Origin of the sequence: Bacillus infantis, from assembly GCF_008180445.1 — a bacterium.
GTDB classification, from domain to species: Bacteria; Bacillota; Bacilli; order Bacillales; family Cytobacillaceae; genus Bacillus_AB; species Bacillus_AB infantis_B.
This window is the reverse complement of record NZ_VTER01000007.1, coordinates 334,494-355,437: the sequence shown is the minus strand read 5'-3', so window position 1 is coordinate 355,437 and position 20,944 is coordinate 334,494. Positions and strand designations below refer to the sequence as shown.

Annotated in this window: 20 protein-coding genes and 1 pseudogene; 8 read left to right on the top strand and 13 right to left on the bottom strand. The window is 48.7% G+C overall.

Going from position 1 to position 20,944, the window contains the following annotated elements; translation table 11 throughout:
• Nucleotides 1–205: 205 nt before the first annotated feature.
• Entirely contained in the window at nucleotides 206–1,345 is a 1,140-nt protein-coding gene (cls, locus tag FZD51_RS15835) for a cardiolipin synthase (RefSeq protein ID WP_148975779.1), read from the top strand.
• A gap of 59 nt (nucleotides 1,346–1,404) precedes the next feature.
• Entirely contained in the window at nucleotides 1,405–2,361 is a 957-nt protein-coding gene (gene uvsE / locus FZD51_RS15830) for a UV DNA damage repair endonuclease UvsE (RefSeq protein WP_148975655.1), read from the top strand.
• Nucleotides 2,362–2,828: 467 nt separating this feature from the next.
• On the opposite strand, the gene FZD51_RS15825 is transcribed toward uvsE, so the two are convergent.
• From FZD51_RS15825 to speE, 5 genes are all read right to left on the bottom strand, one after another.
• Complete coding sequence (locus FZD51_RS15825) at nucleotides 2,829–3,008, bottom strand: XapX domain-containing protein (protein WP_148975654.1); 180 nt, start codon at nucleotides 3,006–3,008, stop codon at nucleotides 2,829–2,831.
• A gap of 125 nt (nucleotides 3,009–3,133) precedes the next feature.
• Nucleotides 3,134–4,804: an arginine--tRNA ligase gene (argS, locus tag FZD51_RS15820; protein WP_148975653.1), complete on the bottom strand. Its 1,671-nt coding sequence runs from the start codon at nucleotides 4,802–4,804 to the stop codon at nucleotides 3,134–3,136.
• Entirely contained in the window at nucleotides 4,801–5,253 is a 453-nt protein-coding gene (locus tag FZD51_RS15815) for a YwiB family protein (protein WP_338120384.1), read from the bottom strand. The genes argS and FZD51_RS15815 overlap by 4 nt, the downstream gene beginning before the upstream one ends.
• Before the next feature lie 620 nt (nucleotides 5,254–5,873).
• A complete protein-coding gene (gene speB, locus FZD51_RS15810) occupies nucleotides 5,874–6,749 on the bottom strand; it encodes an agmatinase (RefSeq protein ID WP_094769437.1) in 876 nt (291 codons plus the stop codon).
• 42 nt (nucleotides 6,750–6,791) lie between these two features.
• Nucleotides 6,792–7,619 carry a spermidine synthase gene (speE, locus tag FZD51_RS15805; protein ID WP_148975651.1) on the bottom strand — a complete coding sequence of 276 codons (828 nt, stop codon included), beginning with the start codon at nucleotides 7,617–7,619 and terminating at the stop codon, nucleotides 6,792–6,794.
• A gap of 264 nt (nucleotides 7,620–7,883) precedes the next feature.
• Between speE and FZD51_RS15800 the strand changes: the two genes are divergently transcribed.
• Nucleotides 7,884–9,956 (top strand): transglycosylase domain-containing protein, encoded by a 2,073-nt coding sequence (locus FZD51_RS15800; RefSeq protein ID WP_148975778.1) that lies wholly within the window; start codon nucleotides 7,884–7,886, stop codon nucleotides 9,954–9,956.
• A gap of 163 nt (nucleotides 9,957–10,119) precedes the next feature.
• On the opposite strand, the gene FZD51_RS15795 is transcribed toward FZD51_RS15800, so the two are convergent.
• Nucleotides 10,120–10,632 carry a YwhD family protein gene (locus FZD51_RS15795; protein ID WP_148975650.1) on the bottom strand — a complete coding sequence of 171 codons (513 nt, stop codon included), beginning with the start codon at nucleotides 10,630–10,632 and terminating at the stop codon, nucleotides 10,120–10,122.
• A 66-nt stretch (nucleotides 10,633–10,698) separates the two neighbouring features.
• Complete coding sequence (locus FZD51_RS15790) at nucleotides 10,699–11,361, bottom strand: site-2 protease family protein (protein WP_094769435.1); 663 nt, start codon at nucleotides 11,359–11,361, stop codon at nucleotides 10,699–10,701.
• Nucleotides 11,362–11,530: 169 nt separating this feature from the next.
• On the opposite strand from FZD51_RS15790, the pseudogene FZD51_RS15785 reads away from it, so the two are divergent.
• A pseudogene (locus FZD51_RS15785) lies at nucleotides 11,531–11,755 on the top strand (2-hydroxymuconate tautomerase); the annotation flags it as partial.
• A gap of 47 nt (nucleotides 11,756–11,802) precedes the next feature.
• Here the strand turns inward: FZD51_RS15785 and FZD51_RS15780 are convergent.
• The 3 genes from FZD51_RS15780 to FZD51_RS15770 all read right to left on the bottom strand — a co-directional run bounded on the left by FZD51_RS15780 (nucleotide 11,803) and on the right by FZD51_RS15770 (nucleotide 14,184).
• Nucleotides 11,803–12,309 carry a YwgA family protein gene (locus FZD51_RS15780; protein ID WP_009791656.1) on the bottom strand — a complete coding sequence of 169 codons (507 nt, stop codon included), beginning with the start codon at nucleotides 12,307–12,309 and terminating at the stop codon, nucleotides 11,803–11,805.
• Nucleotides 12,310–12,358: 49 nt separating this feature from the next.
• Nucleotides 12,359–13,657 (bottom strand): HD domain-containing protein, encoded by a 1,299-nt coding sequence (locus FZD51_RS15775; protein ID WP_009791657.1) that lies wholly within the window; start codon nucleotides 13,655–13,657, stop codon nucleotides 12,359–12,361.
• A 302-nt stretch (nucleotides 13,658–13,959) separates the two neighbouring features.
• Nucleotides 13,960–14,184 (bottom strand): YuzB family protein, encoded by a 225-nt coding sequence (locus FZD51_RS15770; protein WP_022544517.1) that lies wholly within the window; start codon nucleotides 14,182–14,184, stop codon nucleotides 13,960–13,962.
• A 311-nt stretch (nucleotides 14,185–14,495) separates the two neighbouring features.
• Here FZD51_RS15770 and FZD51_RS15765 point away from each other — a divergent pair, with 311 nt between their 5' ends.
• Nucleotides 14,496–15,287 (top strand): RsfA family transcriptional regulator, encoded by a 792-nt coding sequence (locus FZD51_RS15765; protein ID WP_148975649.1) that lies wholly within the window; start codon nucleotides 14,496–14,498, stop codon nucleotides 15,285–15,287.
• A gap of 106 nt (nucleotides 15,288–15,393) precedes the next feature.
• Here the strand turns inward: FZD51_RS15765 and lipL are convergent, their stop codons facing one another.
• The gene (gene lipL, locus FZD51_RS15760) at nucleotides 15,394–16,248 is read right to left on the bottom strand and encodes an octanoyl-[GcvH]:protein N-octanoyltransferase (RefSeq protein WP_148975648.1); all 855 of its coding nucleotides are present in this window, start codon (nucleotides 16,246–16,248) and stop codon (nucleotides 15,394–15,396) included.
• A gap of 719 nt (nucleotides 16,249–16,967) precedes the next feature.
• The gene (gene pta, locus FZD51_RS15755; RefSeq protein ID WP_148975647.1) at nucleotides 16,968–17,945 is read right to left on the bottom strand and encodes a phosphate acetyltransferase; all 978 of its coding nucleotides are present in this window, start codon (nucleotides 17,943–17,945) and stop codon (nucleotides 16,968–16,970) included.
• 454 nt (nucleotides 17,946–18,399) lie between these two features.
• Here pta and hemQ point away from each other — a divergent pair, with 454 nt between their 5' ends.
• The 3 genes from hemQ to gerQ all read left to right on the top strand — a co-directional run bounded on the left by hemQ (nucleotide 18,400) and on the right by gerQ (nucleotide 20,533).
• Entirely contained in the window at nucleotides 18,400–19,143 is a 744-nt protein-coding gene (gene hemQ, locus FZD51_RS15750; protein ID WP_148975646.1) for a hydrogen peroxide-dependent heme synthase, read from the top strand.
• A 444-nt stretch (nucleotides 19,144–19,587) separates the two neighbouring features.
• Nucleotides 19,588–20,010, top strand: coding sequence for a cell wall hydrolase (locus tag FZD51_RS15745; RefSeq protein WP_148975645.1), 423 nt, complete (start codon nucleotides 19,588–19,590; stop codon nucleotides 20,008–20,010).
• 22 nt (nucleotides 20,011–20,032) lie between these two features.
• Nucleotides 20,033–20,533, top strand: a complete 501-nt coding sequence (gene gerQ, locus FZD51_RS15740) for a spore coat protein GerQ (RefSeq protein WP_009794338.1) — start codon at nucleotides 20,033–20,035, stop codon at nucleotides 20,531–20,533.
• Between the two features lie 35 nt (nucleotides 20,534–20,568).
• Here the strand turns inward: gerQ and FZD51_RS15735 are convergent, their stop codons facing one another.
• Nucleotides 20,569–20,940 (bottom strand): DUF423 domain-containing protein, encoded by a 372-nt coding sequence (locus tag FZD51_RS15735; protein ID WP_009794339.1) that lies wholly within the window; start codon nucleotides 20,938–20,940, stop codon nucleotides 20,569–20,571.
• Nucleotides 20,941–20,944 lie beyond the last annotated feature (4 nt).

Sequence of the window (20,944 nt, the reverse complement as noted above, 5' to 3'; positions counted from 1 at the left end):
TTAGTACCATTATATAATGAATGAGCATTCAGTCAATAATTTTTTCTGCATTTTCCCACTTTTCCCAGTCTGCTCTCCTATTTCATAGAAACCGGCTTCAAAGGGGATGCTATCAGGAAAAGATCCGAGGGGGACATGCGACTTGAAAACTGCCATTATCATACTTGCCATAGTGATGCTGCTGCTGCTTTGGGTATCATGCGATATGGCGCTCGGCCGGCGGAAGCAGCTGTCAAAGGTCCATAGAAAGAGCTATCCGGTCAGGCAGAGCAGAATCGATTTGATCACGGCCGGTCCGGACTTATTTGAGAAGCTGTTCCTTGATATTAAACATGCTAAAAAGCATATCCATATTTTATTTTATATTGTAAAAAATGATAAAATCTCAGGCGAGTTCCTTTCCCTGCTGAAGAAAAAGGCCGAGGAAGGCGTCGAGGTCCGGCTGCTGCTTGATTGGGCAGGCAGCCTGCGTGTAAAAAGGAAGCTGATCACCGGCCTGAAGGAAGCCGGGGTCCGTTTTGCTTTCTGCCATGTACCAAAGCTCCCCTACCTGTTCTATTCCTCCCAATCGAGGAACCACCGGAAAATAACTGTCATAGATGGGAGTATCGGCTATTTGGGCGGGTATAACATTGGCAAGGAATACGTCAACCTGGATTCGAAGCTGTGTCCATGGCGGGATTATCACCTCAGGATGACAGGCGAAGGGGTCAATGATCTTCAAAGCGAATTTCTTTGTGATTGGCGGGATGCATCCGGAACAGACCTGCTCAGGGATGCGGCCTATTTTCCCAGGCTTCCACAGGGAGGCCTCCGGCACCAGCATATCCCATCAGAGGCCGGTTATCTGGAAGAAACCTTCCTCGCCATTATCCGGAATTCCAGGAGGAAGATCATCATCGGCACTCCGTACTTCATTCCGAGCCCCGCTCTATTCCAGGAGCTGCGGCGGGCATTGGACAGAGGTGTAAGGCTGAGCATTATCGTCCCTTCAAAAACAGACCATCCCCTAGTAAAGGAAGCTTCCTATCCTTATCTCAGGGTGCTGCTGAAGGAAGGGGCACGGATCTACCAATACATGAACGGCTTCTACCATGCAAAGATCCTTCTATCGGATGATACAGTATGCGATATCGGGACGGCCAATTTTGATAAAAGAAGCTTGTATTTAAACCATGAACTCAACTGTTATATATATGACAAAGCATTCATCCAGAAAGCTGAGAAAGTCCTTGAGCAGGATATGAAGGACTCAAAACTGCTTATGCTCAAAAATATTTCGGGCTTTAATGCAATCCGGTGGCTGCGGGAAGGAGTGGCGAAATCTGTATCGTACTTTCTCTGAGTGCTGGCGACTTTCCTCCCTTCAGTGCCGGACCCAGGCCATTTTTTAAAGGAGTAATTATGAAAATACGATTCGGCTATGTTTCCCAGGCGGTAAGCCTATGGGAGGCATCCCCTGCGAGAACACTGACATTTACGAGATACAAGCAGATGACAAAGGAAGAAGGCATGCAGAAGCTGCTGGCTGCAACGGCAGAAAATCTGCGGAGCACGAGAAGGATGCTTTATTATAACCTCGCCCACGATATTGAATTGTACCGGCTCTCAAGCTCTATCGCCCCCTTGGCCACCCACCCGGAGGTCATGTGGGATTTTGTCTCCCCCTTCCGCGATGAATGGCAGGAGATCGGCAGACTGGTAAAGGATAATGGCCTGCGGGTCAGCTTCCATCCGAACCAGTTCACCCTTTTTACCTCTCCCCGCAGCGAAGTCACAGCAAATGCGGTAATTGATATGGAGTACCATTACCGCATGCTCGAGGCAATGGGACTTGAAAACCAGGCACTGATCAATATCCATATCGGCGGGGCCTATGGCGATAAAGAGACATCCATTGAACGTTTTTACCAGAACTTGAAGACCCTTCCTGCACATATAAAAGCGGTTATGACCCTTGAAAATGACGATAAAACCTATAACGCCGAAGAAACGCTCGCCGCCTGCCAGCGGGAGCAGATACCGCTGATCTTCGATTATCACCATCATATGGCGAACTTGAGCGAAAGGCCGCTTGAGGATATGCTCCCGGACATTTTCCGGACCTGGGATCATTTCGGCATGAAGCCGAAGATCCATGTGTCTTCGCCTAAATCGGAAAAAGCCTTCAGGTCGCATGCTGACTATGTGGACGCCGAATTCCTGAAGCCTCTGCTGGATCACCTTCATGCCATCGGCGAGGATGTGGATTTTATGATAGAAGCAAAGATGAAGGACAAAGCTTTATTGAAGCTTGTTGAGGATATCAGCCGGATCCGCGGCGTGAAGCGGATCAGCGGCGGGGCGGTTGAGTGGAAATAGGGCTTTTAGGATACACAAGGTGGGGTTTTTCGGCCGGGTCGTGTACCTGTGGCTGCTTTTGGAATACATGAGCTGCGATTTTTCGCCGGGTCATGTATCTCAGACTTCTTTTGGGGTACATGAGGTAAGGCTTTTTCGCCGGGTCATGTATCCCAGACTGCTTTTGGGATACATGAGTCGGGCTTTTTTCGCCGGGTCATGTATCTCAGGCTGCTTTTGGGATACATGAGTCGGGCTTTTTTCGCCGGGTCATGTATCTCAGACTGCTTTTGGGATACATGAGTTAGGCTTTTTTCGCTGGGTCATGTATCTCAGACTGGTTATGGGGTACATGACTCCCCCGTTTACACAAATTTTATGTACTACAGCGGCCACCCTGGCCACATGCTCACTCTTTTCCGGCCGGTCATCGCCCCCTGCCTCTCCTCGCCTACAGTATTCTGCACTCTCCCTGCATCTCCACTACCTTATTTTAAAAAGCTTTCAAACCAAGGGCTCACTTGTTCAAACGCCTTAAATCCCAAATAGATGCCGATGATCCCCACTACTCCGGCCAGTGCTGGCGGGGCGGGTATTGGGAGCTTGAACAGGGCAAAAATAAAGCCGACCGCAAAGCCTGTTATAAGTGACAGCAGAACAATTTTCATCGTATTCCTCCTAAGGCAAGCTCATGTGTTCCAGAAATATCCTTTATTATGTGCAAAAAAAGCTCTATCATTCCACCGCCACTAAAACAGAAAAAACCCCGCTTCCGGGAAGCGGGGCATGAGTCTTACATTTTTTCAGGTGCGGATACACCAATTAATTGAAGTGCGTTTCTTAATGCTGTTTGTACAGCCTTGATCAAGCCGAGGCGGGCTTTTGTTTTTTCCGGATTGTCACTATCAAGCACTTTTTCAGCATTGTAGAAGCTGTGGAAGGCAGATGCAAGCTCGAAAATATAGTTGGTGATGCGGTGCGGCATCCGTTTTTCTGCAGCCTCAGCAACCGCCTGCGGGAATTCGCCAAGCTTTTTCAGCAGGTCGATTTCCTTCTCGGCAGAAATGAGGGAGAAATCAGCGTCAGAGCTTAATGCCATCCCCTGCTCCTCTCCCTGGCGGAGGATGCTCGAGATGCGCGCATGTGCATACTGGGCATAATAAACGGGATTATCATTGGATTGGGACACAGCTAAATCAAGGTCGAAATCCATATGAGTATCAGCACTTCTCATCGCGAAGAAATAGCGGACTGCATCAAGTCCAACCTCGTCCACAAGGTCGCGCATAGTGACAGCTTTTCCTGTCCGTTTACTCATCTTCATCTTTTCGCCGTTCTTGTACAGGTGTACGAGCTGGATGATTTCGACTTCAAGGGCATCCTTGCCATAGCCAAGCGCCTGGATGGCAGCCTTCATACGCGGGATATAGCCGTGGTGATCAGCGCCCCAGACATTGATAAGCTTTTCGAAGCCGCGCTCAAGCTTGTCTTTATGGTAGGCGATATCAGGCGTCAGATACGTGTAAGATCCGTCATTCTTGATAAGCACGCGGTCTTTATCATCGCCGAATTCGGTTGAGCGGAACCAGGTTGCGCCTTCTTCTTCATATACATGCCCGTTCTCTTTAAGTGCTTTCAAAGCATTATCAATCTTTCCGTTCTGGTAAAGGGAAGTTTCTGAGTACCAGACATCAAAAGGCACGCGGAAATCTTCCAAATCCTCTTTCAGCTTTTCCATTTCGTATTTAAGGCCGTATTCGCGGAATGCATCAAAGCGTTCCTTTTCATCGGCGTTCACATACTTATCGCCGAATTCCTCAGCAAGCTTGTGGCCGATTCCGATGATATCAGCTCCGTGGTAGCCGTCAGCCGGCATTTCTTTTTCCATGCCAAGTGCCTGGAAATAGCGGGCCTCAACGGACAATGCGAGATTATTGATCTGGTTTCCGGCATCATTGATATAATATTCGCGGGATACTTCATAGCCTGCTTTGGCCAGGATGCTGCTTAGGGAATCGCCGACTGCTGCACCGCGGGCATGTCCCAGGTGAAGGTCGCCTGTCGGGTTGGCGGAAACAAACTCGATCTGCACCTTCTGGCCATTGCCTGTATTCGTTTCTCCGTACTGATCTCCTGCGTCGAGCACGGTCGGGATCAGGTTCGTCAGGTAGCTGTTGTTCATGTAAAAATTGATGAAGCCTGGCCCTGCGATTTCAATTTTTTCAATGGATGCTTTGCTGCTGTCAAAGTTCTCGATCAGCTGCTCGGCAATCATGCGCGGCGCCTTTTTGGCTACACGTGCAAGCTGCATCGCCATATTGGTAGAATAATCGCCATGTGCCTTCTCTTTAGGCGTTTCCAGGATGACATCCGGGATCTGCTCTTCTGCAGCAAGGCCTGCTTTAATGACCGCCTGCTTGATTTCCTCTTTTAGATTGCTTTGCACTTGTTCGACTATATTCATTTTTCTTCCTCCTCAAACGTAATCGCCAAATGATATGTACCTGCCTGTGATCCCTGCATTTTCATTTCATATAGAAGGTCAAAGGCCCCTGTTCCGCTGCCGTCATCAAAGGACTGTGAGAGCCCTTTGGTCAGAGTCAGCATTTCCATGGTTCCGAAGGGCATTTCGTAGCTTCCCCTCATCTTTTTGTTCAACCGGAAGGGCAGCCTCATTTTCACGGCTCCTGAACGGAGGATCAGGGCTTCCCCCTCTGCCATTTTTACAATCGTTTTAACTGTCCCCGCTTCATTTTCTTCATCATATTGAAGAAAGCGGGAGCCGTTTTTTTTATAGTATCGGCCAAACGCAGTCAATTCAAAAGTTTCTTTGCTGCCTCCGCTGCGAATATCCGTTTTTACTTTTATTTTAACAGGTGTCTGTTCCGCTGGGCTATTGGACAACGGGCACACTTCCTTTTCGTTTAACTCTTTAGTATAACTTTTTAATTATAATTTTTTTGGGGTTGAAGTGCAAATGAAGTTGGGCAGTGACAGGGATTGGTTTAATTATGGGGGCTGTTGATTTCCGTTCCAGGCACTTCGCTTTCCGTGGGGCGACGCTGAGCCTCCTCACGCTGCGCGCTGCGGGGTCTCAGCATTGCCGCTATCTCCCACAGGAGCTTTCGTGCCTTCCACTGCAATCAACAGGGCTTATTAAAATTTTCAAGCGTATAACCAACAGAAAAATCTTAAAAATCTCATGCAAGCTTTTTAAAAAACTTCGATATTGGTTTAATCATAGGGCTGTTGATTTCCGTTCCAGGCACTTCGCTTTCCGCGGGGCGACGCTGAGCCTCCTCACGCTGCGCGCTGCGGGGTCTCAGCATTGCCGCTATCTCCCACAGGAGTCTTCGTGCCTTCCACTGCAATCAACAGGGCTTATTTAACTTTTTTCAGCGGTAAAACCAAGCTTCTAGGAAAAAGGACTTTAAAGACTCTAATTGATCAATTCACTTATGAAAAATCAAAAGGGATACAGTATTCTGTACCCCTTTTGTCTTGTGTGAAAAAGGCAAGTTGCCTCCGCTTTTCTATTTCACCCAGCCCAAAATCATTTCACGAATGAGTTTGCTGGCTGTGTTGGCTGTTTGTTCGGATGGGTCGTAGATTGGCGCTACTTCCACTAGGTCGGCTCCGACGACTTTTACTTGTGAGCGGGCGATTTCGTGGATGGAGGCCAGGAGCTCCTTGGATGTGATTCCGCCGGCGTCGACTGTGCCTGTGCCTGGTGCGTGGGCCGGGTCGAGGACGTCGATGTCGATGGTTACGTATACCGGGCGGCCTGCCAGCTTAGGAAGGATTTCCTTGAGCGGCTGGTGCACATCGAATTTTGAGATATGCATTCCGACTTTTTTTGCCCATTCGAATTCTTCCTTCATTCCTGAGCGGATGCCGAAGGAGAAGATATTCTGAGGGCCGATCAGGTCTGCGGCCTTGCGGATCGGCGTTGAGTGGGATAATGGCTCCCCTTCATAGTTCTCGCGCAGATCTGTATGGGCGTCCATATGGATGATGGCCAGATCCGGGTATTTCTTATACATCGCCTTGAAGACCGGCAATGAAACAAGATGCTCCCCGCCCATGCCCAGCGGGAACTTGCCGGCAGCCAATAGCTTATCGACAAACTCCTCGATCAGATCAAGGCTTTTCTGCGGATTCCCGAAAGGAAGCGGAATATCGCCGGCATCGTAATATTTAACCTCCGCAAGCTCGCGGTCAAGATACGCGCTGTATTCTTCAAGTCCGATTGACACTTCCCTGATGCGGGTCGGGCCGAAGCGTGAGCCCGGACGGTAGCTGACTGTCCAGTCCATCGGCATTCCGTAAAGGACCGCCTGGCTTTCCATAAAATTCGGATGGCTTCCGATGAATACATTTCCTGAATAAGCTTCATCAAATCTAACCAAAATGACTCCCTCGCTTTACATGCTGGTGCCTGGCACCAAAAATTATTTCACTAGATCCTGAACAAATTTAGGCAGTACAAACGCTGCTTTGTGCAGTTCTTTTGTGTAGTACTTTGTGTCGATTTCGTGGAAGCGCTCTTCGCTCACTTCAAGCGGATTGTGCTTCTTGCTTCCGATTGTAAATGCCCACAGTCCGCTTGGGTATGTCGGGATGTTGGCCACATATAAGCTTGTGATCGGGAAGATTTCTTTTACATCCTTCTGGACGGTGCGGATCAGGTCTGCCTTGAACCAAGGGTTGTCAGACTGCGCAACAAAGATGCCGTCTTCCTTCAGAGCCTTGGAAATTCCGGCATAGAAGCCTTTAGTGAACAGGTTTACAGCTGGCCCGACCGGCTCAGTGGAATCTACCATGATGACGTCATATTCATTCTCGCTGTTGGCGATATGCATGAAGCCGTCGTCAACCTTCACTTCTACTCTTTCATCGTCAAGCATGCCTGCGATTTCAGGAAGATACTTCTTGCTGTATTCGATTACCTTGCCATCGATTTCAACCAGTGTTGCTTTCTTAACGCTTGGGTGTTTCAGCACTTCGCGGATAACGCCGCCGTCGCCGCCGCCCACTACAAGGACGTTTTCAGGGTTCGGATGCGTGAATAACGGCACATGGGCCACCATTTCATGGTATACAAACTCATCCTTGATGGATGTCATGACCATATCATCCAAGAGGAGCATATTGCCCCATTCTTCTGTCTCTACCATATCAAGCTTTTGAAATTCAGTTTGCTCTGTATGTAAAGTCTGCTTCACTTTCATAGTGATGCCAAAGTTCTCTGTCTGTTTCTCTGTAAACCAAAGTCCCATCCTGAACATCCTTCCATTTTAAAAATTTGTATAGTGCGCATAAAACGCTCTCAAAACTTTTTAAAAGTTGTGCGGTTATCTTTATGCTTCCCTAACTGTTTAATTACAAACATGAGAAAAAGTATAGATGAATCTAGCAAAATTGCAAGAAAAAAATGAAACTCGCGAATAAATTCCTTCTCTTATTTCAATACTAGGAATAAAGACCAAATTTGGGTGCCGGGAACCATTGCGGGCACTGTTTATAAAAAGGGGTGAATAATGATGGAAGTCATGGCCGATCAGCGGTACAAGAGAGCGAAGAAATATGTGCGGGCAGCCGCTGTCATCAGTTTAATAGGAATGATTGCTGCCGGGCTTGCCATCGGCGCTGTCCTGATATATGCCAAGATCCTTGGCCCTCCTCTGCTGGCCGTACCGCAGTCGACCTTGTATTACTCGGAGGACGGTGAAGTGATCGGGGAAAGCAGCAATGGACAGAAGCGGTATTGGGTGACGCTTGACCATATTTCTCCTCATCTGATTGATGCAACGGTTTCAGTCGAGGACCAGAATTTTCATTCCCACCACGGCTTTGACTATAAGCGGATTGCCGGGGCTGCGCTTGCTGATCTAAAAGCGATGGCGAAGGTCCAGGGAGCCAGCACCATCAGCCAGCAGTATGCCCGGAACTTGTTCCTCGCACACGAGAAGACATGGAAACGGAAAATGATGGAGGCCTTCTACACAATCAGGCTTGAGATGAATTATTCGAAAGACGAGATTCTGGAAGGCTATATCAATACGATTTATTATGGCTATGGCGCTTATGGGGTACAGGCGGCGAGCCAGTACTATTTTGGGAAAGATGCTGAGGAGCTTAATCTTGCCGAGGCTTCCATGCTTGCCGGGATACCAAAGGGACCTGGCGTCTATTCCCCGCTCGCTTCTTTGGAAAGGGCAAGGGACCGCCAGCGGATCATTCTGGATACAATGGCCATGCAGGGGAAAATTACCGCGGAGGAAGCTGATGAGGCTTTTGGGGCAGCGCTCAAGCTTGTCGGCGAGTTTCCGCATAAAGCAATCGAAAAGGCGCCGTATTTTCAGGATGCGGTCAAAAATGCGCTGAAAAATCAGCTGCAGCTTGATGACCGCACAATAGAGCTTGGCGGCCTGAAGGTATACACAACACTTGATACAAAAATCCAGGCTGCCGCTGAAAAAGCGGTATCCGGCAATATCAGCAAAGATTCGGAAATCCAGGTCGGGCTTGTGTCAGTCAACCCGAAAAACGGACATGTAAAGGCAATGGTCGGAGGAAGGGATTATAGCGAGAGCCCGTTCAACCGGGCGGTGCAGGCAGTCCGCCAGCCTGGCTCGACGATTAAGCCGCTGCTTTATTATGCTGCCCTCGAACAGGGATTCACTCCGGCAACCATGATGAGGAGCGAACAGACCACCTTCCGTTTTGATGACGGCAGGCAGGAATATACACCGCATAATTTTAACAGCCAATATGCGAATGGTGATATCACCATGGCACAGGCACTCGCTTTGTCGGACAATGTGTATGCTGTAAAAACCCATCTCTTTTTAGGAGAAAAAACGCTGGCGGAAACAGCGAAAAAATTCGGCATCACTTCCAAAATGGCAGAGGTTCCTTCCCTGGCGCTTGGGACATCGGGTATCAGGGTCATTGAACTGGCCAATGCGTACAGCCTTTTTGCCAATGGAGGAAAAAAGGTTTCCCCTGTCCTGGTGACAAAGGTTGAAAACCATAAAGGCGAAGTGATTTATGAGGAAAAGAAAGAGCCTCTGCCGGTGCTGAAGCCGGAGGATGCATATGTTATGACGCAAATGATGACCGGCATGTTCGACCATAAGCTTGACGGCTATTCCAGCGTTACGGGCAGCACCATCATCAGCAGGATGACAAGGCCATATGCCGGCAAATCAGGATCCACCGATACAGACAGCTGGATGGCCGGGTTCACGCCCCAGCTCGTTTCCGCCGTCTGGACCGGATATGACCAGGGCAAGCCTATCACATTGACGGCAGATAAAGCTTATGCGAAGAATATTTGGATACAGTTTATGGAGGATGCCCATAAAGATTTGCCCGTCAAACGGTTCAAAGGTCCAAAAGGAACGGTTGGCGTGTATATCAATCCGGAGAACGGAAAAATCGCCACCGAGCATTGTCCGGTTCAGCGCCTGACCTATTTCACCGCCGGAACAGAGCCGACCGAATATTGCACCGATCATCTGGAGCATATGGAAGAAGAGCCGGAACAGCCTGTGAAAAAGCCCAAGGAGAAGAAAACCTGGTATAAAAAGCTGTTTCAGTGGGGATCTTAGCATAGCCAGTAAAAGGAAAAACCCCGGGTTTCCGCCCGGGGTTTTTCGTGTCCTAGTTCTATACAGTGCATCAACACTGTAAATAAGTTTACTTTTTTTATCGCCGCTCGGCAAGTAGGTTGGAATTTAAGTTCGAAAATCTGTCACAATTTCGTCAAAAATTTTAACTGGAAGCCAAATCTTTTTTCAGCTGGTCTTCTGCCCTTTCCCACATGCCCATATCATGCTTCTTCAGGAAATCTGCAAGGATTCCTTTAGACTTTTCATCCATATGATCGACGATGATATGGCGCTTGATACTTTTATCAAGCCTGTTGACATGCTCAGGCAGCAATTTATAGCCGCGGCGGATTTCCCGGTCCACCGTCATAAAGCAGGCAGTGACACCGGCATAATAAGGGCCTTCCTGCTTGCGGTCGATCGTCACCCATACGAGCCAGTAAGGCTTTCCGTTCGGAACGTCCTCCTGGTTTGACAGGAACTTGATTCCTTTTTCTACAGTGCTTCTTGCATGCATGGCACCGATATCAACATGGGCATCGCCCGCCTCCACATCCACAAAGACCGGTGACACATTATCAAGGCTGAGGGAGCCTCCCCCAAAGCCGCCATGCCCGTCTGTCGGGTCGCTCTTTATGATGTTGAAGCCAATACTTTTTTTCTTCTTTTCTTCCATTTGATTTATCCTCCTTTTAAAAAGGTCAGTTATCTTAGTGTAATTCAGGCCCTGATTCCCGGGCTGTCAGCCGCGCAGGAACAGGCCAGAGAAGAAGTCGTGCATCCCGTTGATCAGAACCGGCAGCACGGTGCCGAAGATCGGCTGGATCGTATACTGATCGAGCGGTGTGATGACAAGAATCAGGAATATAATAGAACCATATGCCTCAAACTGCGTCAGCTTCGGCCTGATACCCGCCGGGGCGAGATCCTCAATGATCCTGTATCCGTCAAGAGGCGGAAACGGCAGCAGGTTAAACACAAACAGCATAAGATTCAAGTAAATGAACAAATCCAGGAACTCGGGCACAAAATCAGGCAGGCCCGCTGCTGCCCCGGCCGCGGCCAGTCCGTACCAGATGCCGAGGCCCAGGCCAGCCATCAGCAGATTGCTGAGCGGTCCGGCAAGCGAAACCGATATCCCTGCAAGCCTTGGATTTTTAAAGTGGAAACGGTTCACCGGCACAGGCCGCGCCCAGCCGAATCCTGCTATAAAAATCAGGATGGTCCCAAGGGGGTCCAGATGATGGATCGGATTGAGCGTCAGCCGCCCCTGCTTCTGTGCCGTCGGGTCGCCGAATTTATAAGCAACAAACGCATGGGCAAATTCATGAACCGTAAAAGCGATCATCAAAGTCAATGCTACATAGGGAATCTCCCTCAAAGAAAAGGCTAAGAATTGTTCCAACGGCAATACCCCTTTATGTGAATGAATAAAGTCCTCATGCAGCAGGCAAATGCCTGCACACTTATCTATTTTTCAGTATACATGAAATGCCGGGCGAAGGGAAAACTCCGCTTCCGGGAAAAGCCCGGCCTCAGGGGGCGCACCGAACTGGCACTTCCCTCAAGCCTTCTGCTATAGTAAAAAGTATAAAAAGGAGGAAGTTATTATGCCATATGTGACAGTCAAAATGCTTGAAGGACGTACAGAAGACCAGAAAAAAGCGCTTGTTGAAAAAGTGACCGATGCGGTCAGCGAAACGACCGGTGCTTCTAAAGACAAAGTCGTCGTATTTATCGAAGAAATGAGCAAGAATCACTATGCTGTAGCAGGCAAACGCTTAAGCGACGAAGACTAAACTGCCCTTGTAAGGCCCGCAAACTAAAGAAAAAGCTAAGCACACCCCTAGTGCTTAGCTTTTTCTTTCAGCTTTTCAATATATTGATAGGCCTCTTCAACCTCTTCTTCTGTGTACTTCTGCTTGCTTTTTAAGGTGAAGACCTTCTCCTGCACCTCTTCGCGGGGAAGATTATCAAAATATAAAACCGTTGAAACAAGCTCCAGGAATCTTGCATTCTGGCTGTTCATATCCTCCAGGCAGTCCGGCAGGCAAGGCATATCAACCTGGTTGACGGATAGAAATTCCCGGCCGTTGTCCGTCAGTGTGTACCGGTATTGAAAATAGCCGCCCTTCTTCTCTTTCACTTCATTCAGGAAGCCCATATTGCAAAGCTCCTCCACCCTCAATGTCAGCTCCTCTGAATAAGGCCCGTAAAAGTGGAACTGAAACCGCTCCTGAAAAGGAAAAGAAATCTTCTTTGCAATAAAAATCATCTTCTGAAGCTTTTTCCGGCCGATGACTTCCCCGGAAGCCGCCAAAGCGTGCACCAAATTGGCATGATCTTTTAACAAAACCCCTCATCTCCTACTCCAAAGTAATTACCGCTTCTATGTATGTCGATCAGATCTCCAGCATTTCACGGATTTTTTTCTTAATAGTCTTCTTGCTGCCCTCGTCCATAATCAAATCAGCAGGATAATATAACTTGTGGTCCGTCCGCCTCTTTCCGGATATCGCATCAACAATCTCCGATTCGCGCGACAATTCCCGCAGGTCCCCGTTTTTCATCTGCAGGTGGATCGGAAGACGCTCCTCTTCCTCTCCCGGCCTGTAGAAGTCATATGGAAGATCTGAGGAGGAATCGACAACCAGATAATACTCAGGATCCAGCCCTGCCTTGCTGAACAGCACAGACAGCTCGGCCAGCTTCTTGTATTCCTTCGCCGGGTCAAATTCCACATATTTAAAAAGATTTCGGTCCATATACCTTTTGCACAAATCCCTCAGAATTGGATCTTCTTCTTCCTGCCACATCTGGAAATAATAGAGTATCACGGCTTCATCGAGCTTCAGATAGTCTTCCAGCGTCACTTCGCCTTCAAACAGTGTATAGAAATGGAGGGGAAGGTACTTGAACGCATAATAATTTTCATGGAGCTGCTTGGCCCGGTGCAGGATTTTCGTCAATATGACTTCCGCACTCCTTGTAACCGGGTGGAAATAGACCTGCCAGTACATCTGGTAGCGGCTCATGATATAATCCTCGACCGCATGCATGCCGCTCTGCTTGATGACAACCTGGTCCTCCCTAGGGCGCATGACCCGGAGGATCCTTTCCATATCAAAATGGCCATAGCTGACACCAGTAAAATACGCATCGCGCTGCAGATAGTCCATCCTGTCGGCATCGATCTGGCTGGAAATCAGGCTGACGACCTGCTTATTCCGGTAAGTCTTCGCAATCACGTCGGCTACATCCTTCGGAAAATCCTTCCCGGCTCTTGAGAGGACCAGGTTCACCTCTGTATTCCCGAGTATGATCGCCTGTGTGTAATGCTCATGGTCCAGGTCGAACACTTTTTCAAATGAATGGGAAAAAGGGCCATGCCCCAAATCGTGCAGGAGCGCCGCACAGAGGGATACAAGGCGTTCATTGTCATCCCACTCTTCCCGGCCGGCAAATACATCATCGATGATCCGCCTGACAATCTCGTAGACTCCGAGTGAATGATTGAAGCGGCTGTGCTCTGCCCCGTGGAAGGTCAGATAAGTCGTCCCCAGCTGCTTGATCCGCCGCAGGCGCTGAAATTCCCTCGTCCCGATCAAATCCCAGATCATTCTGTCACGAACATGGATATAGCGATGGACAGGGTCCTTGAATACTTTTTCTTCGCTTAATTTTTCCGTTGAATATGGCATCTTTTCCCCTCTTCCTGTGCACCAGCCCGGCTTATTCCCGTTTTTTTCCTTTGTATCTATTATAGCCAGTTTTCACCGCTAAATCATTACAAAATCTGCTGTAATTTCCTTTTCTTCGACAAAAACCAGACACAGCAAGGCTTTCGGAAAAATAAAATTTTCCCTGTGTTCAGATGATGTTCTTTTTCCACAAACAGGCAGCAGGCTAAACGTACCGGGAAGAAAAGAAATTGCCTGATCAGCTGGAGCGGCACAGCATTTGGCGAATAAAAAATCACCTTAAGACAGGTGTCAAAGGCGATTTATTTTTTCAGCTTTTTTTCGATTTTCTCTCTTAGCTCTTCTTCCGACAATGCTGCCAGCGGACGGTTGTTAACAAATGCAAAGGTCTTCTTCCTGCCCGGCCCGCAATAGGATTGGCAGCCTACGTCCACTTTTGCCTCAGGGTCGATATCCTTCAGCATGGGGATCAGTGTTTTCAGATTAACTGCCTGGCAGTCGTCGCAAACACGGAATTCGTTTGCCATTTCGTACATCCCTTTCTCGGTCTATCATTTGAATTATTTATAGAAATTTTAGTTGCTATCTCAATTAATCTGCCCGGAGGCACTAAAGGGTATTTTACATTTTCTCAACCTGCATTGCAAGCTGCAATCTTTAGCATTGATGGCAGGCTGCAGGCATTTTTTCCAGCACATTCTCCCTTCTCCCCAGTCCCTGAATATATCAGAAAAAAAAACTACTATCCTTTTATTCCCTCTGTATAAACAAAGAAAGATGTGGCCATGCTAGTGCTAGAAGGTTATATAAACCAATTTTGCCCAGGGAGTTGAAGAAAATGAAAGTAAGACAGGATGCATGGTCAGAAGAAAATGATTTATTGCTTGCTGAAACGGTATTAAGGCATGTCAGGGAAGGAAGCACCCAGCTGAACGCTTTCGAGGAAGTCGGAGATAAGCTGAACCGCACCTCTGCCGCCTGCGGATTCCGCTGGAACGCTGTTGTAAGGCACCGCTACGAAAAGGCGCTGCAGCTCGCCAAGAAACAGCGCAAACAGCGCAACAGGCTGCTCGGGAAAGAACAGGGCGGCAAGAAAAAGCTGCTGTACAATCCTCCGGTTCCGGCCGTTGAAGAAGTTGAATTGCTCACTGCTGATACACTGCCAATGCCGGAAGAAACAGAAGTCTATACAGAGACTTATACAGAGTCTTATACAGAAATAGATATAGATACCGATGGAGATGCTGAAGAAGAAACAATCGAAGCTCCAGAACCAGTATTCTCTTATCCTGCTTATCAATCGGTGCCGCAGCCGCGGGCCCAGCTGAATCTGGACTCAGTCATCAGCTATCTGCAAAGCCTGAACGGCTCCACCCTCAGCGCAGATCTGTTAAAAAGCGAGAATGAAAGATTGAGGCGTGAAATCGCCATGCTGAGAAGCCAGAATGAGGAGTTATCCGGAAAAATCGGCATGCTGGAACAGAATACCGTCACGATCCAGGAAGATTACGAGACGCTCATGAAAATCATGAACAGGGCAAGAAAACTGGTTCTGTTTGACGAGGAAGAGCGCCCGGCCACCAAATTCAAGATGGACCGCAACGGCAACCTTGAAAAGGTAGCAGAATAAAGGAACCCGCTGTTTTATAGACTCGGAGAGAAGAAATGGCAGCAGCCTGCCCCTTTAAACAGAAAACCGCCCGGATTAAAGGGCGGTTTTTTCTATTCCTGGATAGTCAGGCGGGATCCTGAAGGGTGCCGAATACTTTTTCATTCCGCTCGGCGACCCGCTCATAATAGCTTTCATAAAGGCCGGCTTCTTCTTCATTCAGCCCGCCGGCATACAGCCTGCCTGATCGGCTTTTCAGCACGTTCAAGAACCTCATCATCACATCTGCGACCGTCAGCTCTGTCTGAAGCAGCTCACTGAGCGATGCCATGACCGGCGGTGTGATGTCAGGGTACAGGAACTTCGTTACCGCATCCTTTTTTGCCCTGCTGTAAAACTCCCTTACCAAGTCAGCCCGCCCGCTTCCGCTGCCGTTTACGCATAAATAAATCTGGACTGCCACACCCTTGCGCAGCCTGCGCTGGGAAATGCCGGCGAACTTCCTGCCGCCGATGCTCAGATCATAGCTGCCGGGGCAATAAGAGCCGACAATTTCCCTTGCTTCTATTTCATATGGAAAGTCGCTGAACATTTCTTTTATTAAAAGCCACATAGCATCATAGCCGCGGTTGATATCAATTCCTTTTTCCGATTCCGGAAAAATGAGCGACAGATTCAGTACACCCTCATCCAGCACAACTGCCAGTCCGCCCGAGTTGCGGACAATCGCCCGGTAGCCCTGCCCGCTGAGATAGTCCACCCCGTCTGCCAGATATGGAAGGCGCGAATCCTGGATGCCGAGCACGATCGTCCGGTCATGAACCCATGCCCTTGCCGTTGCCGGGGTTTTCCCGGAGCCGACAGAAGCACAGAGCGTATCATCCATCCCGAACGAATGCATCGCATTCAAATGCAGCCCCGCACTCGACTGATCTATTATCCGCCACTCCGGCTGCTGCAGCAGCTCACTTGCTTCGTTCATCTTCAGTACTCCTTTAAATAAACAATATGGAATTATTATAGCATATGGGGGGCGGGGAGAAGAAAAGGGGCGGAGCCGCTGATTGAGAGCGCGATTTGATTATGGGGATCCGCGTTTTGACTGCTATTTCTGCAGAAAACTGCTCTTGCTGCCTGAAAACAGTCCATCTTTTGGTGGCGCAGACGGCGCTGGCGTTGCTGTTCTGTTCAATTCGGAGCATATTCTACCGAGCCGGTACGGGAATCTACCGAATTCACGCTATATTCTACCGAACCCACGCCAGAATCTACCGGATCAGGCGTTTTTTCTACCAACCGGCAGCTGGCACGGCCTCACTCACCGCGCCAAGCCGCACCACATAAAAAAGAACCGGTACTTAATGCACCGGATCTCTTCCTATTACTGATTCAATGCCTGAGCTGCTGTGCTCAAGGCAAGCTTGGATATTTTCTGCTTGAATACTGCTCTTTCAGTCAGAAAACAGCCTATCATTGCGGCGCAAACGGCGCTTGAGCTGCTGTTCTGTTCAATTCGGAGCATATTCTACCGAGCCGGTACGGGAATCTACCGAATTCACGCTATATTCTACCGAACCCACGCCAGAATCTACCGGATCAGGCGTTTTTTCTACCAACCGGCAGCTGGCACGGCCTCACTCACCGCGCCAAGCCGCACCACATAAAAGTGAACCGGCACACAATGCACCGGATCTCTTCCTATTACTGATTCAATGCCTGAGCTGCTGTAATCAAAGCAAGCTTATACACGTCTTCCTGGTCACATCCGCGGGAAAGGTCATTTACCGGGCGGTTCAGGCCTTGAAGGATCGGTCCGACCGCTTCAAAGTTACCAAGGCGCTGGGCGATCTTGTAGCCGATATTCCCTGCTTCCAGGCTTGGGAATACAAATACATTAGCATCTCCCTGCAGCGGTGAATCCGGAGCTTTCTTCTCAGCTACAGATGGAACGAAGGCTGCGTCGAACTGGAATTCGCCGTCCACGATAAGCAATGGCTCGCGAAGCTTGGCTTCTTCAACTGCCTGGGATACTTTTTCTGTTTCAGGTGATTTTGCAGAGCCTTTTGTAGAGAAGCTCAGCATGGCAACGCGCGGGTCGATGTCGAACATTCTTGCTGTCTTTGCGCTTTCGATGGCGATTTCTGCAAGATCTGCGCTGTCTGGTGCGATATTGATTGCACAATCGGCAAATACATACTTTTCATCTTCACGGACCATGATGAAGACACCGGAAGTCTTTTTGACGCCTTCTTTTGTCTTGATGATCTGAAGAGCCGGGCGGACTGTATCTGCAGTTGAGTGTGCCGCTCCGCTGACAAGGCCGTCTGCTTTGTTGGCATACACAAGCATGGTGCCGAAATAGTTTTCATCAAGAAGAATGCGGCGGGCATCTTCTTCTGTCGCTTTTCCTTTGCGGCGTTCAACAAATGCAGCAACAAGTTCGTCCATCATCGCAAAGTTCTTCGGATCATAGATTTCTACAAAATCAAGGGATACATCCAATGATTTTGCTTTATCTTCGATTTGGGCGATGTCCCCGATCAGAATAGGGGTAAGAATTTTGTCAGCTGCCAGACGGCCTGCTGCAGTCAGAATCCTTTCATCTGTTCCTTCTGGAAATACAATTCGCAGATTATTGCCGGAAACCTTATTCCTTAATCCTTCAAAAAGATCACTCATATGAAAATCCTCCTTTTATATGTAACAAATCACTCGGCTTAAGCGGCGCTGAGACTGCCTTCATCCATAGAAATGGGCCTGCGTCCGCTATTCTCACTCCCTTAGGATACTCCTCCACTGTGAAAATTCAAGAACAAGGAGAAGTGGCAGCGGTTACACCTGAAAAGTTTTTGTTTTCTTAACATTCTTATATTTATGACCTGGAATCGATTCTCTCCGGACGATGTTAATATGGTCCTTTTTGCCGGAAAATATCCGATTTCGCGCCCGTTCTGATTGCCTTATCTGCTATTCTTTAGAATCCCCTTGTTTTCCAGGCTGGAAACCTGATTGAGGATTATTTTTGAACAGCTGGTAAGTGACATATAATTTTCAAGTTTCAGGCAGACGTGTTATGGTGAAACTATGATATAGTATTGGTGAGAATTCGAGTACATATATAGGAGTGATCAGAATGACTGAAGCAGCACAAACGCTTGATGGCTGGTATTGCCTCCATGATTTCCGCACAATGGACTGGACAACATGGAAAATGACTCCGAAAGAAGAGCGCGACGCAGCAATCCAGGAGTTTATGGGCCTTGTGGATAAATGGAATTCCGTGCAGAGCGAAAAGAATGGCAGCCACGCTTTATATACGGTTGTTGGCCAAAAAGCAGATTTCATGATGATGATCCTGCGCCCAACAATGGAAGAGCTGAATGAAATCGAGAATGAGTTCAATAAATCCAAGCTTGCGGAATATACCATTCCGGCACATTCTTATGTTTCCGTTGTGGAGCTGAGTAACTATCTGCCGGCCGGAGAGGATCCTTATCAGAATCCGCATGTCCTGGCACGCCTTTACCCGGAGCTTCCTAAAGCAAAATATGTTTGCTTCTACCCGATGGACAAGCGCCGCCAGGGTGAAGACAACTGGTATATGCTCCCTATGGAAGACCGCCGCAATATGATGCGCAGCCACGGGATGATCGGCCGCCAATATGCCGGCAAAGTAAAGCAGGTCATCACCGGCTCTGTCGGCTTTGACGATTATGAGTGGGGAGTAACCCTCTTCGCAGACGATGTGCTTCAATTCAAGAAGCTTGTCTACGAAATGCGCTTTGACGAAGTGAGCGCCCGCTACGGCGAATTCGGCTCCTTCTTTGTCGGAAACCTGCTCCTGGAAGACCAGGTAAGCAGCTTCCTGAATGTTTAATATATGAATCAAGCCTCGGCTCTTGCCGGGGCTTTTTTTTGAAAAAAAACCGTCACATTTACTGCAATTGGGCTTCCAATTTTTCTACTTATTCAGTTACGCAGATAGATTCCTGCTTATAGAGCAAGCGCCCTCCGCTTTTCTTTTTGTCCAGCTCCGGGCGCTAGCCCCTCGAGTCATAAGTCACTTTGGAACCGAAGGCAAAGAACGCCTTCAATTCCAAAGCGCCTTATGCTGGGCCCGCAGGATGCGGGTCATGCAGGCGTTGCCACAGGACGTGGCGTCTTTAGCCTGCGTTCCTTTATTCTAAACAGTCGCCTCCGCTTTTCTTTCCCCCATCAGGCATAATACAGCATTTCCCACATATTTATGAAATAGTGAGTTTGGTTTTATACGGATACTTTCACTTACAGCCTTTGAATAGCTGCTGAGAGAGGTGAAGTTATGGCCGTTATTCCTTATACCGAAGAGGATGTGAAGCTTCTCGCAAGGCTGATTCGTGCGGAGGCTGAAGGGGAAGGAAATCTGGGCATGCTGATGGTCGGCAATGTCGGGGTGAACCGGGTCAGGGCCGATTGCCTGGATTTCAAGGAGATTCCTTCCATCCGGAAAATGGTTTATCAGCGGCCAGGCGGTTTTGAAGCCACCATCAAGGGCTACTTTTATCAGCGGCCCCGCCAGAATGAGCTCGACCTGGCCAGGAAAGTCATCAAGGGGCAGCGCCATCATCCTGCCAGCAATTCGCTCTGGTTTTTCCGCCCCACCGGGGACTGTCCTGCCCAATGGTATAATCAGCCGAATGCAGGAAGATACAAAGCACATTGCTTCTTCCAGCCGGCCCAGGCAGACTGTCCCACTGTTTATTAATGACATTTAGGAGGGATTTATTTTGAAACAGCAATCTGTACCGCAGCAGCAATATGTGGATTACCGCACCTATCCGCCTTATCAGCAGCAGCAGCCGCAACAGCAGCAGCCTTATTATGGGGCCGGCACACAGGCACAGGGATACGGCGCCCAGCAGGCCTATCCGCAAATGCCATCCGGTTCCATGCTCACCACATCTCCGCCTTCAGGTTCACCCGTTTCACAGGTTCCCGGGATGCTTCCTATTGAGCAATCTTATATTGAAAACATCCTCCGTCTGAACAAGGGGAAGCTGGCAACCGTTTACGCCACCTTTGAGAACAACCGGGAATGGAATGCGAAGATTTTCAAGGGAATCATCGAAGCAGCCGGAAGGGATCACCTGATCTTGAGCGATCCGCAGTCAGGCACACGCTATTTGATCCCGATGATTTATCTGGATTATATTACATTTGATGAAGAGATTGAGTATGACTATCCATATGGAGCGGCTCCAGGGCTGGCAGCCTTTCCGCCAAGATAATGAAAAGCCTGGCTTATGCAGCCAGGCTCGTTTTTTTACAAATATTTAACTGCAGCAATAATCAGCAGAACCCATGCAGCAAGGAAGGCGACTCCGCCGAGCGGCGTGATGGCGCCGAGGACACTGATTTTTGTCAGCGTCAGGACGTACAGGCTTCCGGAGAACAGGATGATGCCAATCAGCATCAGCCATCCGGACCATGACAGTAAGGCCGTTGCCGGCAGGCGTCCCAGCAGAACGCCGATGATCAGAAGTCCGGTGGCATGGAACATTTGATAGGTTACACCTGTTTTCCAGGTTTCAAGATATTTAGGTTCGACTTTTCCTTCCAGGCCGTGGGCGCCAAAAGCACCAAGCGCAACAGCCAGGAACGCATTGATTGCACCGATTATGATAAAAATTTTCATGATT

Bases quoted from the DNA above. Each gene is read 5' to 3' on its own strand.
- cls (WP_148975779.1), top strand. From the start codon at position 206: ATGGCGCTCGGCCGGCGGAAGCAGCTGTCAAAGGTCCATAGAAAGAGC.
- uvsE (WP_148975655.1), top strand. From the start codon at position 1,405: ATGAAAATACGATTCGGCTATGTTTCCCAGGCGGTAAGCCTATGGGAG.
- FZD51_RS15825 (WP_148975654.1), bottom strand. From the start codon at position 3,008: ATGAAAATTGTTCTGCTGTCACTTATAACAGGCTTTGCGGTCGGCTTT.
- argS (WP_148975653.1), bottom strand. From the start codon at position 4,804: ATGAATATAGTCGAACAAGTGCAAAGCAATCTAAAAGAGGAAATCAAG.
- speE (WP_148975651.1), bottom strand. From the start codon at position 7,619: ATGGGACTTTGGTTTACAGAGAAACAGACAGAGAACTTTGGCATCACT.
- FZD51_RS15800 (WP_148975778.1), top strand. From the start codon at position 7,884: ATGGAAGTCATGGCCGATCAGCGGTACAAGAGAGCGAAGAAATATGTG.
- FZD51_RS15795 (WP_148975650.1), bottom strand. From the start codon at position 10,632: ATGGAAGAAAAGAAGAAAAAAAGTATTGGCTTCAACATCATAAAGAGC.
- FZD51_RS15775 (WP_009791657.1), bottom strand. From the start codon at position 13,657: ATGCCATATTCAACGGAAAAATTAAGCGAAGAAAAAGTATTCAAGGAC.
- FZD51_RS15770 (WP_022544517.1), bottom strand. From the start codon at position 14,184: ATGGCAAACGAATTCCGTGTTTGCGACGACTGCCAGGCAGTTAATCTG.
- FZD51_RS15765 (WP_148975649.1), top strand. From the start codon at position 14,496: ATGAAAGTAAGACAGGATGCATGGTCAGAAGAAAATGATTTATTGCTT.
- lipL (WP_148975648.1), bottom strand. From the start codon at position 16,248: ATGAACGAAGCAAGTGAGCTGCTGCAGCAGCCGGAGTGGCGGATAATA.
- pta (WP_148975647.1), bottom strand. From the start codon at position 17,945: ATGAGTGATCTTTTTGAAGGATTAAGGAATAAGGTTTCCGGCAATAAT.
- hemQ (WP_148975646.1), top strand. From the start codon at position 18,400: ATGACTGAAGCAGCACAAACGCTTGATGGCTGGTATTGCCTCCATGAT.
- FZD51_RS15745 (WP_148975645.1), top strand. From the start codon at position 19,588: ATGGCCGTTATTCCTTATACCGAAGAGGATGTGAAGCTTCTCGCAAGG.
- FZD51_RS15735 (WP_009794339.1), bottom strand. From the start codon at position 20,940: ATGAAAATTTTTATCATAATCGGTGCAATCAATGCGTTCCTGGCTGTT.